Here is a 15,696-nt window from a genome sequence, read left to right on the forward strand (position 1 = left end):
ACCCGTACCACCGATACGCGGAAGGACCGAGGATGGACCTGTTCCGGCCGCTGGACGACACGACCATCAGCGACCCGCAGCCGATGTACCACCGTCTCCGCTCGACCGAACCGGTCCACTGGTACGAGCCGTTGAGCGCCTGGGTGGTCAGCGGTTACGACGACTGCCTGTTCGCCCTGCACCGCACCGACCTCTTCTCCTCCGACTGGCGGCGAGCCGGTGCCGAGATCCCGGACAACCTGCTCAGCATCCAGACCCTCGACCCGCCGGAGCACGGTGCCGTGCACCGCGTGCTGATGGATGCCTACCGGCGCCAGGACTTCGCCGCCATCAGAACGAAGCTGGAGGACCTGGCGGACGAACTCCTCGGGAAGCTGTCCGCCGAGCCGTCCTTCGACCTGGTCGAGTCCTTCACCGCCCCGCTGTCCTTCGCGGCGGTGGCCGCGCTGTTCGGAGTCCCCGACGCCGACGAGAAGAACATCGTCGCCTGGTCCGAGGCGATCGTCGCGGCCATGGACTCCGGCCTCACCCCGGAGGCCGCCGCCCCCGGAACGCGGGCCCGCGACCAGCTCAGCGCGGAGATCTCACGCTGGCTCGACAGCGACCCGGACAGCGGCCTGCTCGCGGATCTACGGAGAGCCGAAGCCGCGCGGAGCATCTCGCGCGACATGATCCTCAACACCCTGCGTGCCATGCTCCACGCCGGATACGCCCCCACGAGCCGGTTCATCGCGGCTTCCGTACTGGCGTTGCTGCGTACACCCGCGGCGTGGAAGGAACTCCAGACCACCGGCGTGACCGAGAGCGTGCTCAAGGAACTGCTGCGCCACTCCGGGCCCGTACAGGCCGTCGCCCGCGTATGCGCTCAGGATGTGGAGCTGGGAGGCCGTGTCCTCCGTAAGGGAAGCGACGTCATCCTGCTGATCGCTGCCGCCAACCGTGACCCCCGCCAGTTTCCCCGACCCGACGAACTGGACTTCACCCGCACGCCGAACCACAGCCTGGCGTTCGGCTGGGGCGCGCACGCATGTGCGGGTGCGTCACTGGCCCGTTTGACGTGCGCCGTCGCACTGGGCGCCCTCCTCCGGCACACCCCGCAGTTGAGGCCGGCCGGAGAGCCGGTCCACTGGCGTCACGCCACCCTGCGCGGCCTCCGCACGCTGCCGGTGAGCGGGGGCGCCGCGTGAGCCCTCTCGGGACCGGTACCTCCTCCGACGGCGGCCCGGTGGCACCGGACGGCAGCCCGGTCGGCCTGTACCGCTCGTTCCCTCCGGGCCGGGAACCGGCGCTCATCCACGGAGCCGTTCCCCCGGGGGCCGCCGTACTCGAACTCGGCTGTGGCGCAGGCAGGATCACCCACGCGCTCGTGGACCTCGGGCATCCCGTGGTCGCGGTCGACCAGAGCGCCGACATGCTCGCCTGCGTACAGGGCGCCACCCGGGTCCACGCGGACATCGAGGAACTCGACCTGGCGCGGGAGTTCCCCGCCGTGGTCCTCGCCAGCTTCTTGATCAACACCATCGTCCCCGGGCAGCGGGAAGCCTTCCTCGCCACCTGCGCACGGCACGTCACGGACGACGGTGTCGTACTCGTCCAGCGGACCTCCCCGGACTGGGCCGCGTCACTGCGGCCCGGCCGGGAACACCGGTCCGGCGAGTTCCTGATCACCATCACGGAGGCCCGGCTGGAGGGCGGCGTCCTGCACGCGGCGCAGGAGTGCAGGCGCGGGGAAACGGTGTGGACACACTCGTGGACCGATGTCGTGCACTCCGACGAGGACATGGAGAAACTGGCCGCTTCCGCCGGGCTTCCCCTGGACCGGTGGCTCGACGAGGAACGGGAGTGGGCCTTGCTCCGCCCCGCCCGATAGGGGATCGCCCGAGTCACCGGTGGATCACGGCACTGCTGGATCACGTCACGGTCGGGTCACCTCACCGCCGGCTCATGCCACGGCCGGTCACCTCACTGCCGACTCATGCCACGGCCGGATCACGAAGGCGACTGCTCGGCGTCGGGCGCGTCCGGGCCGCCCGCGTCGAGCCGACCGGCGCGGCCACGCGGCGAGAGGCGTGCGCCGCACACCGCGATACTCACCAGTCCCAGGACTCCGGCCACCGTGACCACGAGGTGGGCGGGCAGGAACTCGGCCGCCGCGCCGGCCGCGGCGAAACCGACGCCCTGACCGATCATCAGCCCGGCCATGGTGATCGTGAGTGCCCTGCCCCGCAACTCCTCGGGTGTGGCGTCGAGCACGCGCTGGTCCAGCCCCATCGCGTAGGTGAATCCGCATCCGCACACCAGCAACAGAAGGGTCGCCGGGACAAGGCCGGGAGCGAGGGCGAAGAACAGCAACGGCACGAACATCAAGCAGCCGAGCGGCAGCAGCAGTCTGACCCGGGTACCGGGGCGAAGGAGCGTCCCCGCCAGGAGCTCACCGATCACCGAGCCCGCCGGCGCGGCGCCCAGCAGCAGGCCGGTCGCCGTGGAGCCACCGCCCAAGTCGTCGGCGTACGCGGCAGCCAGCGCCTCGGGCGCCACGACGAGCGTCGGCGGGAGCCAGGTGAGCAGCAGCAAGGGCCGTAGACCGGGCACGGCGAGCACCTGTCGTACACCACGCAGTGAGGAACGCGTCACCGACGAACGGTCGTGCCCCTGACGGGCCGGCAGCCGCCGGGTACCGCACTGGAGAAGCAGCGCCGCGACCCCGAACCCCGCCGACGCCAGCAGCAGCGCCTGCGTGGGCGTCAGCGCGATCAGCAGTATTCCGCCGGCCGCGAAGCCGATGATCTGAGTGCTCTGCGACACCAGCCGCAGCAGAGAGCGGCCCAGCACGTATCCCGCTCCCGACAGCAGATCCGGCAGGCTTGCCGCGCGGGCTCCCTGGAACACCGGTGCGACGGTCCCCAGGAGCAACAGCAGGAGGAGGAGAACGGGGATCGGGGCCGATGGGATGGCCATGAGGCCGACGACCACACAGCTGACGACCTGGCAGACCACGAGCACATCACGGCTGGGGTACCGATCGGCGACCGAGGACAGGAGCGTGGCGCCGAACAGATAGGGGGCGAAGCCCAGGGCGAAGGTCAGGGACGACAGCAGGGGAGACTTCGTCCGCTCGTACACCACCACCGAGAGCGTGATCTGGGCGGTCGCGTTGCCCAGCGTGGCGACGATCTGCGCGAGGAACATCACGCGGAACTCGGGGACGGCCAGGATCGCCCGGTAGGTGGGGGACCCCGCGGTTCCCTGAGGACCCGTGGCGGGAGGAGACGAGGGCGAACTCTGCTGTGACATGGGCCGCAGCATCCAGGCCGGGGAGCCACGACTCAATCGATTCGGAAATACTCGAAACCACCGGGGAGCAGTCAGGCGGAGGGGACCGGAGGTACGCGTGGCGGTGCACCTGCTGCTGGAGACCGAGGACCTGCTCCGGTGCCGCTTCGCGCTCTCGCCCCTGTGGGAGACCGTGGCCGCGGTCCGCACCCTGGCCGACCCACGACGTCAGGCGTACCACCTGCCCTGGATACGGCAGGTACGCCCGCTCGTCGACGACGCCACGCTGGCTCCGCTGCTCGCCCTGCTGCCACGTACGGGATACACGCCCGACTTCCTCACCCCACCGCCCTCCGGCCCCATGGCGACCTTCGACGACGAGCTGGAGCAGGTGACCACCACGCCCGTCGCCCAGGTGGAGGCGGAACTCCACCGATGCCTCCACGGGCCCGAACGCGGTTCCCCGCCGGACCCGGAACTCGCCGCCCGCCTGCTCAGGGAGCCCGCGAGCACCGTCGCCGAACTCAGCAGGCTGATCCGCCTGTGCTGGGACCGCCTGGTGGCCCCGCAGTGGGCACAGCTGCGCGATCTCCTGCACGCCGACATCGCGTCACGTTCCCAACAGATCGCCGCCGGCGGCTTCCAGCACATGCTCGGGGAACTGCACGGCTCCATACGGTGGCACGAGGACCGCCGACTGGTGATCGCGACGCCCCATCGCATCACCCAGCGCCTCAACGGCCGAGGCCTGCTCCTCCTGCCGAGCGCGTTCGTCTGGCCGGCCCTCACCGTCGTGGCGGAGGAGCCGTGGCAGCCCACGGTCATCTACCCCGCCCGCGGGATCGGCGACCTGTGGCGCTCCACCGCACACACACGCGGTACGCACGCACTGGAGTGCCTCATCGGCCGCACCCGGGCCCGCATCCTCAGCGACCTCCACGAGCCCACACCGACCAGCACTCTCGCCCGCATGCACGGCATGAGCCCTTCCACTGTCTCCGGCCACATCTCCACGCTGCGTCAGGCGGGCCTGGTGACGAGCTACCGCGTAGGCCGCTTCACCTACCACGAGCGAACCGCTCTCGGCATCGCCCTGTCCGGCACGTCCGGGAGCGGGAAAGCGACGCATGGCCTTACGGACACGCGGCCGGGGGAGTGAGCCGTCAGCCACGGAGGTTCATGCCCGGGGGACAGGGCCGCGTCCTGACCCGGCTTCGCCGCCGGGCAGAGCACCGCCGCCGGCCGGACGCCGTCGTGGACCATGTCGACGTGGGGCCCGCTCTCCCACGTCGAGCACGCGGACAACCTCGACAACTCCGGCCGGGCCCTGCTCGCCGACGTTCCCCTCACCCTCACCGCCCGGGGCGGCGGACAGCGCCTCGGCGAGAAGGCCAGGGGTCCGCCCCACGGGGGTCGTATCCGGGTGTCAGTCGCCGGCCGTGGAAGCGCGGCGCCTGGTCAGCCACCACGCGCCGCCGCCGAGGGCGAGCAACGCCACGACGATTCCGCCGACGACCGGCCCCGTCGAGCTGCCCTGCTCATCGGCGGCCGTTTCGGAGGTGTCGGGTGCCGCGGCGGTCGACTCGGCGGCCGACGGTGTCGGGGCCGGGCTGGGTGTCTCGCTCGCGGTGGGGCTGGGGCCGACGGGGGTGGCGCCCGGTGCCGCCGCCTTCAACTTCAGCACCGGCGCGGGCTGTTCGGGTTCCTCGCCGCCGCCGGGCAGTTCGATCCAGCGGGAGATCTTTCCGTCGCTGTAGGTCTCGACGGTCTTGAAGGCGATCTCCTCGGCGTCGGGCAGCTGCCTGACCTTGATCTTGTGCTCGGCGTCGACACCGGCCTTCATCGCGGGGCCGCCGACCGTGTAACCGTCGTCCGTGGCCTTCAACTTCCACCCCTTGGGCGCCTCGTCGAGCGTCACATCACCCGGCGCGATGCCTTCGGGCAGGACGACGCGCAGTTCGGTGAAGCCCGCCGTCTCGGACTCGGCCTCGGAGACGAAGGTGAGGGTGACGTTCTCGGCGAGGGCCTGTGGGGTGTCGGCCTCGACCTCCGCGTGCGCGAAAGCCGGCCCGGCGAGGACGAGCGTCGCCGTCAGCGCGGCGGCCCCGACGAGCGCGACACGGCTCGCCGCGCGGCCGGCGTGGTGCATGGGCATGGGGGAACTCCTTGCTGGTGAAACCGGACCCGGCCGAAGCCGCGGCCCGGGAAAGGGGATGGACCGGGACATGCGCGTGCCCCGGGGGTCCCCTGCGCACCAGCGTGTGTTCCAGAGGCCGTGTCCGCGCCGCCGTGGGAAGCGCGAAGCACCCGGCAGGCCGTACGTCGGACCGGGCGACCGGTCCGACGACGCCGAGCCGCCGCACCACCCGGGCCGCTACGGCAGCCGCGGCTCGGCGCAGGGTGCGGGCGGCGACCAGCGCCATCGCCACAGCCGCGTCGGCGCGGTGGAGCAGCCAGGCGGTCGCCAGCGCGGCGGCCATGTGGGCCGTCGTCATGGCGGCCGAAAGATGATGCCAGGCGTGCCCGTCTCCGAAGGCCGTCGCCGCATGGGCGCCCACGGGGTGCGTCACGTGGCCGATCCCGTTGCGATGGCAGTCCCCGGCCTGGGCCAGGGCGAGGTGGAGCGACCCCTGAGCGACGAGCGTGCACGCCATGACCGCGGTCGGGGAGAGACGGCGGCGGGCGACCGACCGGACGAGGGCGAACTGCGCGACCGCGAAAACGGCGACCAGGCGCCACGGCACCGAGCCCCCGGCGACCCCGTGATGGCCGAGGGCCGCGAGTACGCTGCCGACGAGCGCGAACAGCCCGGCCCGGACGCATGCCTGCGCACCACTCGGCCGCGGACGCCCGCCCCGGCCGTCGTACCGCGTCACGTGATCACCCCCTGCCACGGCCCTTCAGAAGCACGGCCCTTCAGAAGACCGGGGCCATGGAGATGCCGAAGAGGACGGCTGTGATCCACCGCGATCCGGGGGCGGTGAGGCGTTCGTCGGGGGCGGATGCCTTCTGGGCGGTCACTGCGCTGGTCACCTCGTCGTATACGTCGGGAGCGCCGAGGGTGTTCACACGGGTGCCGCTCAGCCGGACAGCCAGTCGTCGACGAGCGCATGTCAGGCTGTGCGCTCGCGATCCCGTTTGTGCCGGCTTCCTGTTTCCCCAACGGCGGGTCACCCCGCGACCACGCCATCCGATCGCTGATCTCCTGCGCTGTGGCCAGCACCTTCTGGGCGATCTCCGCCTCGGCCTCCGGGTGGACCCGGGAGGCGAGGGCGGCCACGCTCACCGCCGCGACCACCTGCTTGTCGACGTCGGTCAGGGTGGCTGAGGTGAACCGGCGCGGTTCGGCGGCCTCCAGCAGCCTGCGGGCCTCGTCGTCCGGGCTCCGGGCCGGCAGGACCAGGGCGGAGACGCCGGCGTTGATCGACGGGCCGCCCCCACCGCTACGGCTACTTCGTCACCACGCGCGGCCTGGCCGGCGACACCATGTCCGACGGACTGCCCGCCACGACTGCCTCCTCGGCAGCACCATCGTCGTCGAAGGACCGGACGGCCTGACCAACCCCGCCGAACCGGTCTTCGTCCCCCGCGAGAGCGCCCACGCCGAGGACGACGGCTACCCGCTCTCCCTCTGGTGGAACCGCACCACCGACCTCACCGAACTGCTCATCCACGACGCCGCCGACCTGCGCCGCACCCCGCCCGCCCGGGTCAAACTCCCCAGCCGCGTCCCCTTCGGCTTCCACGGCAGCCGGACCGACCACCACACCCTGGACCGAGCCGTCGCGGCCCGCCACGGCGACGGCCGGTAGTGCCCCGTCTCGCGGAGAAATAAATCGATGGACGGGTCCGCGGATGATCCCGTAGCGTGCGGCGTGACGCCCCGAGACCGATGGAAGGAGGGGAGAGCCGTGCAGTTCGCATCACCTCAGCGCTCCCTTCCCGTTGTCCCGGCGTGCCTCGTCTGATCCGACCGGGAGCGCCCCACGCACGCAAGCATCCCGGAGGAATCCGTGACCGATACGGTCGTCCGTACGCTCGACGAGAGCGACGCCCATCTCTTCGACACGCTGCCGGACCCGCTGGGTGCCCGTGAGGCACACCGGCTGACCCGGCACCGCCCCGACTGGAAGCGCGTGGCCCTGCGCGACGGCAGGGTCGTCGCCCGCGGCGCCTGGTGGGGCGGCCCCGACGACACCGAGCCGGTCAACATCAACTGGTTCGACGTGGCCGAAGGAGAGGAGGAGGCGGGAGCCGAGCTCCTGCGCACCTCCCCCTGGCAGGTCGGACTCGAGTTGAACCTGCCCCCGGGCTGGCGCGACGACCCGGCGCCGCGCGCCGCCGCCGAGACCCGCTTCACCGCCGTACGGAAGGCGGGGTACGAGCTTCTGGTCGAGCGCTTCCTGTACCGCTGGACACCCGCCTGCGGGCTGCCCGAGCGACCCGGCCGCCTGGTGTTCCGCGCGGAACCGGACGACGCCGTGTTCTTCGACGCACTGCGCCGCATCCACTCCGCCACACTCGACGCCCATGCCCTGAAGGCCATCGGGGAAGGCGGTCTCGACCAAGCGGCCCAGGAGGAACTGGACTTCTTCCGGTGGTGCCCGTCACCGCGCGAGTGGTGGCAGGTGGCGTCCACGCCGCAGGGCGAGCCGGTCGGTATCCACATCCCGGCACACAACCCGTCCGGCCCGACCATCGGCTTCATCGGCGTCCTGCCCGAACGACGCGGACACGGCTACGCCTACGACCTCCTGGCCGAGTGCACCCACTTCCTCGTCGACCGGGGCGCCGAGTTCATCACCGGGGCGACGGACCGGGGGAACTTCCCCATGGCCGCGAACTTCGCCAAGGCCCACTTTCCGGTGGTCCGGGAACGGCTCAACTTCCACCCGGAGTAGGCCTCCGGGCGACCGTCACAGGGGAGGGGCCAGGGGCTGGTGAAGACCACGTCGTGCCAGGACTTGTGCCGGTCGCCCGTGATGTCCGACATGACGTGCCTGATGTTGGTGTACTCGTCGAAGGAGTAGGCCGACATGTCCTTGCCGAAGCCGGAGGCCTTGTGGCCGCCGTGCGGCATCTCGCTGATGATCGGGGCGTGGTCGTTGATCCAGACACAGCCCGCCTGGATCTCGCGGCTGGCGCGCCCGGCGCGGTAGACGTTGGTGGTCCAGGCGGACGCGGCGAGTCCATAGGGGCCGTCGGGGCTCTTCCCTCCGCGTACGACGGTGGCTCCGGCCCGGCGGGCGTCCTCGACCATGCCGACGACCTTGTCGCGCTACCGGAACGAGATCAGGGAGCCCATGTCGGTGGCCGGGTCGTCGACCGGGCCCAGGCGTACGCCGCCCATGAGCGAGGCGACCCGTTCGACGAAGGCCTCGTAGAGCGGCCGTTGGACGTACGCGCGGGTGGCGGCCGTGCAGTTCTGGCCGGCGTTGATGAGGGCTCCGGCCACCGCTGTGGGCCGTCCTGGGGACGGCCCAGGGGGCCGCGGTCGTCAGCAGCCGCAGCCCGCCGTATGCGCGGTCGTCGCGGCCATCGCCACCGACGTGGCGGTGGCCGTCTCCCGGTCCAGGGCGATACGGCCGCGCAGCATGTTCTCCATGACCTTCATGAAGCGCTGGGCCCCGTCGGTGCCCACGATGAAGGGGTTCTCGGAGCCCTCGGGCGCACTGCGCAGCTCCTCCATGCGTTCCAGACCGTAGTCGGCGAAGCCGTGGTCGCTCAGCTCGACGTCGACGCCGGCCCGCTTCATCCGGGAGGCGAAGGAGAGGATGGAGGAGAGGTACGTCTCCTTGCTCGCGGTGGCTGTGGGCGGGTTGGTCCCGCCCCACAGCATCGCGGTGTGTTCGCCGCCCCGCCAGCGGACGGGGAAGACCGGTGAGACGGAGCCGGGTGTGTGGCCCGGCGTGTGGTGGAGCGTGACCGTGGTGTCGCCCAGGACCAGTTTCTGGCCGTTGGTGATGTCCAGGTCACGGGTGGGCGCGTTGGCCGGCTTGCTGGTGGCGAGGAGGTCCCAGTCGGCCGGTGCCATCATGACGCGGGCGCCGTACTGGTCGGCGAGGTACTGGGCGCCGCCGAAGTGGTCGCCGTGGGCGTGGGTGACGACGACGTACTTGATCGCCGCCGGGTCGGCTCCGAGGTCGCGCAAGCCCGGGACGATGTACTGCTCTGCCTCGTCGGGGTTGTTCAGGGCGTCGATGAGGACGATTCCGTCCGAGGTGAGGATCGCCGTGGCGGACACCCAACCGACGCTCAGCACCGCGACGTTGTCGAAGATCTTCAGCGGGGCGGGAGCGTTGGGCCGCGGAGGGGTGTAGCCGGCGGTGAGCGCGCTCACGATGCTCTTCAACACCGGGCTGTCACCGGCCAGTTCGGCGGCCCGGTCGAAGTACTCCTGTGCGGTGTCGGCCGCCGGGGCCCCGTCGGCGCGCTCCGCAAGCAGTGACGCCGCGCCCGCGGTGACCGCCGCGGCTGCGCCCAGCTGCCAGAAACGGCGACGAGTGAGGGCGCTGCGGCGGTGACCCCCGGTGAGTGTCGGGCGAGTCGGCTCGGCGTTCAGCTCGTTCATGAGGGTGGGCTCCTTGGTGGGGGGATCGGTTGGGGGGTGCCATGAGGGGTGGCCCCCGACCTGTCGGCCGGGGGGCACGTCGGGTGAGGTGCCTGTGCGCTGCCTGTGGCGGCCGGCCGTCGGTGCCCGGTTGAGGTCTTCGCGGCCGGTCAGCCGTTCCTCAGGCGGTCACGGCCGCCCGCTCGTCCTGCTCGCCGGACTCGGCGTCGCCGAGCGGGACGCCCTGGCGTTCCTTCAGGAAGAAGGTGACGGCGAGTCCGACCACGGTCACCGCCGTGAGGTAGACGCCGACGGAGTACACGGTGCCGGTGCTCGTCTGCAGGGCTTCGGCGATCATGGGGGCGAACGCGCCGCCGAGGACGGCTCCGATGGCGTACGACAGTGCCGCGCCGCTGTACCGGACGAAGGTGGGGTACAACTCGGCGAACAGCGCGGCCTGCGGTCCATAGGTGAGTCCGAGGCCGATGCTGTAGAGGGCCAGCGCGAGGACGACGAGGCCGGGGTGCGCGGTGTTGAGCAGGGCGAAGAACGGGAACATCCAGACGAGTTGGATGACGAAGCCGATCCGGTAGACGCGCAGTCGGCCGATCCGGTCGGACAGCCGGCCGCCCGCCATGGTGCTGACCAGCCAGCCCACCGCGGCGACCATCACGCAGATCAGGATGGTCGTCGGATCCATCTTGAGGTGGTTCACCGAGTAGGCCTGGACATAGCCGCCGGTGGTCATGTAGCCGACGGCGTTGTTGGCGGCGAAGAGCAGGGCGCCGGCCACGACGAGCGGCCAGTGATGCTTGAACAGGGCGGCGATCGGGGTGCGTGACTGGTTGCCGGATTCCTTCAGCTCCTGGTAGACGGGGCTTTCCTCGACCTTGCGGCGGATGACGAATCCGGCGGCGACAAGGACGACGCTGAGCAGGAAGGGGATGCGCCAGCCCCAGGAGAGGAACTGCTCGTCCGTGGTGATGCCGGTGATCAAGGCGAGGACGCCGTTGGCCAGGAGCAGGCCCAGCGGTGCGCCGAGCTGAGGGTAGGCCCCGAACCTGCCGCGCTGACCTGTGGGCGCGTGTTCCACGGAGATCAGCGCGGCGCCGCCCCACTCGCCGCCGGCGGACAGTCCCTGAAGGATCCGCAGCAGGACGAGGATGATCGGAGCTGCCATGCCGATGGAGTCCCGTGTCGGCACCAGGCCGATCAGGGTGGTGGCGGCGCCCATCAGCACCAGCGTGGCGATGAGCATGGCGCGGCGGCCGAGCCGGTCACCGAGGTGGCCGGCGAGGGCGGCTCCGACCGGGCGGAAGAAGAAGCTGATCCCGATGGTCGCGAACGAGATGATCAGCGAGTCCTCGCCGAGCCCGTCGAAGAACAGGCGGTTGAAGACCAGACCGGTGCACAGGGCGTAGATGAAGAAGTCGTACCACTCGATGGTGGTGCCCGCCATGGCGGCGAGCGCGACCGTGCGGTGCTGACTTCTGGATGCCGGTGAGGGTTGGGACATGGCAAGTCCGATCGTCGTTCGGGTCGGCGTCGACCCGGAGCGGAGAGGGGAGCGCGTGGGGGGATTTCGGGTGTGTCAGACCGCGTAGTCGGGGGCGACGCGGTCGATCCTGCGGCGCAGCGCGTCGAACAGAGTCCTGCCCGCCTGGGTGCGGTCGCCCATCTGGAAGGACTCCGTGGTCGAGCGCACGGCCGCCTCCAGGGTCACCGGCATGAGCGGCTGCCCGGACGACTGGGCGGCGAGCTGGATCTCGCAGGCCCGTTGCAGGGTCCACAGGGCGGCGAACGCGGCGGGTACGGTCGGGCCGCACGCCAGCAGGCCGTGGTTGCGCAGGATCATCAGGTTGCGATCGCCGAGGTCGGCCACCAGCCGCGGCTTCTCCTCGGGGTCGACGGTGATGCCCTCGAAGTCGTGGTAGGCGACCATGTCGTGCAGTTGGGCGGAGTAGAAGTTGTCCGGGTCCAGCCCGCCGCGCAGACAGGCGACCCCGGTGCCCGCGGTGGTGTGGGTGTGCATGATGCAGTGAGCGTCGGGCCGGTTGGCGTGGATCACCGAGTGGATCAGCAGCCCTGCCTCGTTGATGGGCCAGTCGGAGTCCGAAAGGATGTTTCCGTCGAGGTCGATCTTCACCAGGTTCGAGGCGGTGACCTCCTCGTACGTCAGGCCGAACGGGTTGATCAGAAGATGCCCTTCCTCGCCCGGCACGCGCACGGTGATGTGATTGAAGATCATCTCGACCCAGCCCAGATGATCGAAGATCCGGTAGCACGCGGCCAGTTCGAGCCGCGCCTGCCACTCCGCATCGCTCATGCGCGCGGGCTTCTTCGTGCTCGTCGGGGTGTCCAGAACGGTCACTGCCGTGCTCCTTGATCGCTCCATGGGCATCGCCGCTGCGGGGAGGCGTGCCTCGGTGTGCAGGAGCATGGGTGCGTGACCGTTGGTGAGCCAATGTCGGCGCCGCCATGGAAAAGGGTCGCGCACTGTCCGCTCCGACATCACCCCTGCATGTGGGGGCCTTCCAGGGCGGTCAGTTCAAGCGTCAGCAGAAGGCGCCGCGTCGGATCGGCGAGCGACACGCCGAAGAGCTCTTCGGCCCGCCGCAGCCGGAGCCGGAGCGTGTTCTGGTGGATGTGCAACTCGCCGCTGGCCGCCGAGACATCGCCGAAGTGCCGCAGATACGTCAGCAGCGTGGCGCAGTAGTCGGTGGCGTGCTCGGCATCGTGCGCCCGCAGGCGCTCCGCGATGCCGGTGCGCAGTTCGGCCGCGCCGCGTACGACGCCCACGAGCCGCCGCAGCACCAGCTCGGGCCGCAGCTCCTCGGTGCGGTACGCGCCCGGGTCCGCGCGCTGCTCCCGGAGGTGGTCCAGCGCGGCGTCGATGTCGCGCCGTGCCGTGAGCAGAGCGGAAAGTGCCCCGGCGGTGGGTGAGCCGACCGCGACGAACGACCGGTGCAGGCTGTGCCGGGCCCGGTCCAGGAGGTGGTCCAGCAGGACACCGGTGGACACGGACCCCGAACCGGCCGTCGGCAGCAGCACATAGACGCGGTCGCCGAGCAGGGCCGCCGCCGGTTCGTACCCCAGCGATCGGCCGTCCAGGACGGCCAGGTCCAGCAGCCGCAGCAGAGCGACACGGCGTCGGGCCGCGACGCCGGGGTCCCCCGACTCCTCGTCGCCGCGCTCCCGTACGGCCTCGGTCAGCCCGACCAGCATCGCGGGAAGACGGACGCCGCCGGACGGATCGCCCCGCCCCGACCGGCCCTCCAGCGTGGCACGCAGGGCGCGGTCACGGCTCTCCTGCTCCAGGTCGACCTGGCGGCGCAGCGCCAGCATGTGCAGCGCCGCCACTCGGGCCGCCTCCTGCAGGGTGGGCTCGCACTCGGGGACCGCGACCTCGTCGGGGAACGCGACCCACAGGGAACCGAGCACGTCCTCGCCCGCCCTGATGACCACGGCCATGCGCGGCAGATTCCCGGGCCGGTGGTGGCGTACGGCACCGTCGCTCACCCACACCTCCCGGTCCAGGTGATCGGCGAGCGCTTCCTCGGGCACCCGGCGGCCCAGGATCCCGCGCCGCCGGGTCTCGTCGATCGGCTGGTCGGGCAGGTTCGAGTAGGCGACCACGACCTGCTGCGTATCCATGATCGCCACAGCCCCGCCGACGACTCCGGCGACCGCGTTGGCCAGGGAGAACAGATCGCCGCCCCTCGTGCCACCACCGGATTCCGTGTCCGCCGGGCGTGCGGCCAGCACGGTGGTGACCAGACGCTGCACATGCGACCACGGCACCTGCGGGTCGACGGCCAGTACGGGAACCCCGGCGTCGTGGATCTGCGCCGCCACGTCCGGCGGCGGGGGAGCGGCGCACTTGACGGCGAGCGCGCACGAACTGTCCGCCGCCGTCCGAAGAGCGGCGCCCAACGCCTCACGGTTCGCGATGTCCACGCCGACGCCGAGCAGCAGATGGCCGGGCGCGGTGGTTGCGACCGCCTCCGTGCAGTCCAGCAACTCGACACTGCTGACCGGCCGTTCACCTTCACCGCCCGCGGACAGCACGCTGATGACGCCGCCTTGCAGGGCCTCCACGAGCTGATCGAGGAGCATCGCGGCCATGCCGGCCCTCCCTTTCAAGAGGTGTCGGAATCCAGATCCTCCGGCCTCCGTGAGTGTGCGCGGCGACATTGTCGCGGGCCGCGCCGCAGCGCGTGCTCGCTGCGAGTACGGCCGCATCGGCCCACGGACACCGCCATTCGAGACGGAGGTGCGACGGCGTTGTCGCGACCACCTGCTCTCACATGGCCCGCTGCTCTCACATGGCCCGCGAACTCGGCGCGTTCCGCACCTCGATGCCACAGGACGCGACCTCGGCCGGCCCTCGAACCCGACGCCATCGTCGAGTCCGGCAACGGGCCTCCTTCATGTGCCGGGCGTCTCGTCGTGGCCGCGGACGCTGAGACCGACCTTGATGCCGGTCCGACTGCCTGCCTTCCCCGGGCTGGACAGATCCGGGCAGTCGGGCCTCCGCGCTCTCTCTCAGCCGACGTGAAGGATCCGAAAGCGATCGGGTTCCGCCGGATCTCGATCAACGACTTGGATCGGCGGCCGAGCCCATTGCCAGACGCTGATGCCTGGCGTCCGGGAGAACCGGATCTGCCCGCGGGTGCCTTCGACTGCGACGCGCGGCCAGGATTCGGCGGTGCGCGCCCGGTCCGCGCCGTGAGAACGCAGCACATCGGCGAGGACGGCGACCGCGTCGTAGCCCTCGAAGGCGACGAAGGAGGGCGCTTCGGCCAGCTGCTCGCGGAGGGCCGTCTCGACTCGTGCGCCGAGTGGACTCAGCCGCTCGGGCAGGTAGCGCAGGAACGGGATCGCGGCGCTGTCGTCGCCCAGCGACGTCGCCCATTCGGCGAACTCCGGTTGCCCGGCCGGAGCGCCGATCATGATCTCGGTGAGGCGCTGGTCGCGGCGGACGGACTTGACGATCGACACCGCCGGCTCCGGGTGGCCGACCAGAAGAAGGAGGGCTGTCGCGCGATGCTCGACGAGTTCGTCGCAGACGGCCGTGGCGGTGAGCGCGCGCATGTCGAGCTCGATGACGGTGCCGCCGCGTGGAGTGAGGTAGTCCCGCAGAATGCGGGTCCCGGCAGCCCAGTAGACACTCGACTGGGTTGCGACGGCGATGCGGCGGTGGCCCGCGCCGAGGAGGAAGTCCGCGTAGACCTGCCAGCCGCGGGACTGCGGCGGGGAGAGACGCGCGACCCATTCCGTCGGCGCTTCGGTGAGCGCGTCGAGAACCGCCGACGAGCAGAGGAACGGCAGGCCGAGGGCGTCGGCCCTGGCGGCAGCGGCGCGAGCGACGACGCTGTGATACTCCCCCGCCAAGGCAGCCACGCCCAGGCGAGCCAGTTCATCCACGGCCGCCGCGGCCCTCTGGGGATCAGCCGCGGTGTCTCGGACCACCAGCTCGAGCGGTCTTCCGACGATCCCGCCGGCGTCATTGACTTCGCGAACGGCCAGCTCGAGTCCGGCGAGCAAGTGTTGGCCCGCCTCGATCCAGCCGGGCCGAGTCAGCGGAACGAGAGCGCCGATCCGGACGGAGGATCCGTCAGTCCGCTCCGCTCCAGGAGGCGATGGTGGGGTATTCATGCGTCGGCGTCTCCCGTGTGGCGATTCGGCTGCGGTTTGCCCGGATCGCGGAGTGGCAGGGCCCAGTAGTACGCGTTCATCTCATCTCGCCGTGGCGGGCCCACCCGGGTGACCATGCCGGACATTGCATCCACCACCGTCGCCGACAGGCAACCGATTATTTGTTCGCGCGCCGTGGCCGGTGAGACCGGTGACGAGCGGGAGGCGGTGCGCCC

The 15,696-nt window shown here is 71.1% G+C and carries 14 protein-coding genes and 2 pseudogenes; 7 read left to right on the forward strand and 9 right to left on the reverse strand.

Annotated elements, in window-relative coordinates:
* The first annotated feature begins 32 nt into the window (after positions 1–32).
* On the forward strand, positions 33–1,187 hold the full coding sequence (locus tag STRIP9103_RS02155) for a cytochrome P450 (RefSeq protein ID WP_009295988.1): 1,155 nt from the start codon (positions 33–35) through the stop codon (positions 1,185–1,187).
* Complete coding sequence (locus STRIP9103_RS02160; RefSeq protein ID WP_009296019.1) at positions 1,184–1,870, forward strand: class I SAM-dependent methyltransferase; 687 nt, start codon at positions 1,184–1,186, stop codon at positions 1,868–1,870. The genes STRIP9103_RS02155 and STRIP9103_RS02160 overlap by 4 nt, the downstream gene beginning before the upstream one ends.
* 119 nt (positions 1,871–1,989) lie before the next feature.
* On the opposite strand, the gene STRIP9103_RS02165 is transcribed toward STRIP9103_RS02160, so the two are convergent.
* Positions 1,990–3,294, reverse strand: a complete 1,305-nt coding sequence (locus tag STRIP9103_RS02165; protein ID WP_100243822.1) for an MFS transporter — start codon at positions 3,292–3,294, stop codon at positions 1,990–1,992.
* Between the two features lie 97 nt (positions 3,295–3,391).
* Between STRIP9103_RS02165 and STRIP9103_RS02170 the strand changes: the two genes are divergently transcribed.
* Together STRIP9103_RS02170 and STRIP9103_RS51115 are read left to right on the forward strand one after the other, a co-directional pair.
* Entirely contained in the window at positions 3,392–4,432 is a 1,041-nt protein-coding gene (locus STRIP9103_RS02170) for an ArsR/SmtB family transcription factor (protein ID WP_063747252.1), read from the forward strand.
* Between the two features lie 120 nt (positions 4,433–4,552).
* A pseudogene (locus tag STRIP9103_RS51115) lies at positions 4,553–4,672 on the forward strand (MBL fold metallo-hydrolase); the annotation flags it as partial.
* Between the two features lie 27 nt (positions 4,673–4,699).
* On the opposite strand, the gene STRIP9103_RS02175 reads toward STRIP9103_RS51115, so the two are convergent.
* A complete protein-coding gene (locus STRIP9103_RS02175; RefSeq protein WP_009296021.1) occupies positions 4,700–5,428 on the reverse strand; it encodes a DUF1775 domain-containing protein in 729 nt (242 codons plus the stop codon).
* Positions 5,429–5,562: 134 nt separating this feature from the next.
* On the opposite strand from STRIP9103_RS02175, the gene STRIP9103_RS49700 reads away from it, so the two are divergent.
* Positions 5,563–5,784, forward strand: a complete 222-nt coding sequence (locus tag STRIP9103_RS49700; protein ID WP_141585624.1) for a hypothetical protein — start codon at positions 5,563–5,565, stop codon at positions 5,782–5,784.
* A 405-nt stretch (positions 5,785–6,189) separates the two neighbouring features.
* Here STRIP9103_RS49700 and STRIP9103_RS49705 read toward each other — a convergent pair whose 3' ends face one another.
* A complete protein-coding gene (locus STRIP9103_RS49705; RefSeq protein ID WP_009295982.1) occupies positions 6,190–6,342 on the reverse strand; it encodes a hypothetical protein in 153 nt (50 codons plus the stop codon).
* 143 nt (positions 6,343–6,485) lie between these two features.
* Between STRIP9103_RS49705 and STRIP9103_RS51120 the strand changes: the two genes are divergently transcribed.
* Both STRIP9103_RS51120 and STRIP9103_RS02185 read left to right on the forward strand, forming a co-directional pair.
* On the forward strand, positions 6,486–7,085 hold the full coding sequence (locus STRIP9103_RS51120) for a carotenoid oxygenase family protein (RefSeq protein ID WP_009296005.1): 600 nt from the start codon (positions 6,486–6,488) through the stop codon (positions 7,083–7,085).
* 201 nt (positions 7,086–7,286) lie between these two features.
* Positions 7,287–8,174 (forward strand): GNAT family N-acetyltransferase, encoded by an 888-nt coding sequence (locus STRIP9103_RS02185; protein ID WP_009295991.1) that lies wholly within the window; start codon positions 7,287–7,289, stop codon positions 8,172–8,174.
* Positions 8,175–8,215: 41 nt separating this feature from the next.
* Here the strand turns inward: STRIP9103_RS02185 and STRIP9103_RS45800 are convergent.
* The 6 genes and pseudogenes from STRIP9103_RS45800 to STRIP9103_RS02215 form a co-directional block, all read right to left on the reverse strand.
* Positions 8,216–8,731, reverse strand: a pseudogene (locus tag STRIP9103_RS45800) (aldehyde dehydrogenase family protein); the annotation flags it as partial.
* Between the two features lie 39 nt (positions 8,732–8,770).
* Positions 8,771–9,844: an MBL fold metallo-hydrolase gene (locus tag STRIP9103_RS02195; RefSeq protein WP_009296024.1), complete on the reverse strand. Its 1,074-nt coding sequence runs from the start codon at positions 9,842–9,844 to the stop codon at positions 8,771–8,773.
* Between the two features lie 160 nt (positions 9,845–10,004).
* Complete coding sequence (locus STRIP9103_RS02200; RefSeq protein ID WP_009296031.1) at positions 10,005–11,339, reverse strand: MFS transporter; 1,335 nt, start codon at positions 11,337–11,339, stop codon at positions 10,005–10,007.
* Positions 11,340–11,414: 75 nt separating this feature from the next.
* Positions 11,415–12,194, reverse strand: coding sequence for a class II aldolase/adducin family protein (locus STRIP9103_RS02205; protein ID WP_009296012.1), 780 nt, complete (start codon positions 12,192–12,194; stop codon positions 11,415–11,417).
* 140 nt (positions 12,195–12,334) lie between these two features.
* Entirely contained in the window at positions 12,335–13,948 is a 1,614-nt protein-coding gene (locus STRIP9103_RS02210; RefSeq protein WP_009296033.1) for a PucR family transcriptional regulator, read from the reverse strand.
* A gap of 420 nt (positions 13,949–14,368) precedes the next feature.
* Entirely contained in the window at positions 14,369–15,481 is a 1,113-nt protein-coding gene (locus STRIP9103_RS02215) for an ABC transporter substrate-binding protein (protein ID WP_048819543.1), read from the reverse strand.
* Positions 15,482–15,696 lie beyond the last annotated feature (215 nt).

This window comes from Streptomyces ipomoeae 91-03, from assembly GCF_000317595.1.
GTDB lineage: Bacteria > Actinomycetota > Actinomycetes > Streptomycetales > Streptomycetaceae > Streptomyces > Streptomyces ipomoeae.

Coding starts and splice junctions, on each gene's coding strand:
- STRIP9103_RS02200 (WP_009296031.1), bottom strand. CDS start 11,339: ATGTCCCAACCCTCACCGGCATCCAGAAGTCAGCACCGCACGGTCGCG.
- STRIP9103_RS02165 (WP_100243822.1), bottom strand. CDS start 3,294: ATGTCACAGCAGAGTTCGCCCTCGTCTCCTCCCGCCACGGGTCCTCAG.
- STRIP9103_RS02155 (WP_009295988.1), top strand. CDS start 33: ATGGACCTGTTCCGGCCGCTGGACGACACGACCATCAGCGACCCGCAG.
- STRIP9103_RS02215 (WP_048819543.1), bottom strand. CDS start 15,481: ATGAATACCCCACCATCGCCTCCTGGAGCGGAGCGGACTGACGGATCC.
- STRIP9103_RS02210 (WP_009296033.1), bottom strand. CDS start 13,948: ATGGCCGCGATGCTCCTCGATCAGCTCGTGGAGGCCCTGCAAGGCGGC.
- STRIP9103_RS02175 (WP_009296021.1), bottom strand. CDS start 5,428: ATGCCCATGCACCACGCCGGCCGCGCGGCGAGCCGTGTCGCGCTCGTC.
- STRIP9103_RS02195 (WP_009296024.1), bottom strand. CDS start 9,844: ATGAACGAGCTGAACGCCGAGCCGACTCGCCCGACACTCACCGGGGGT.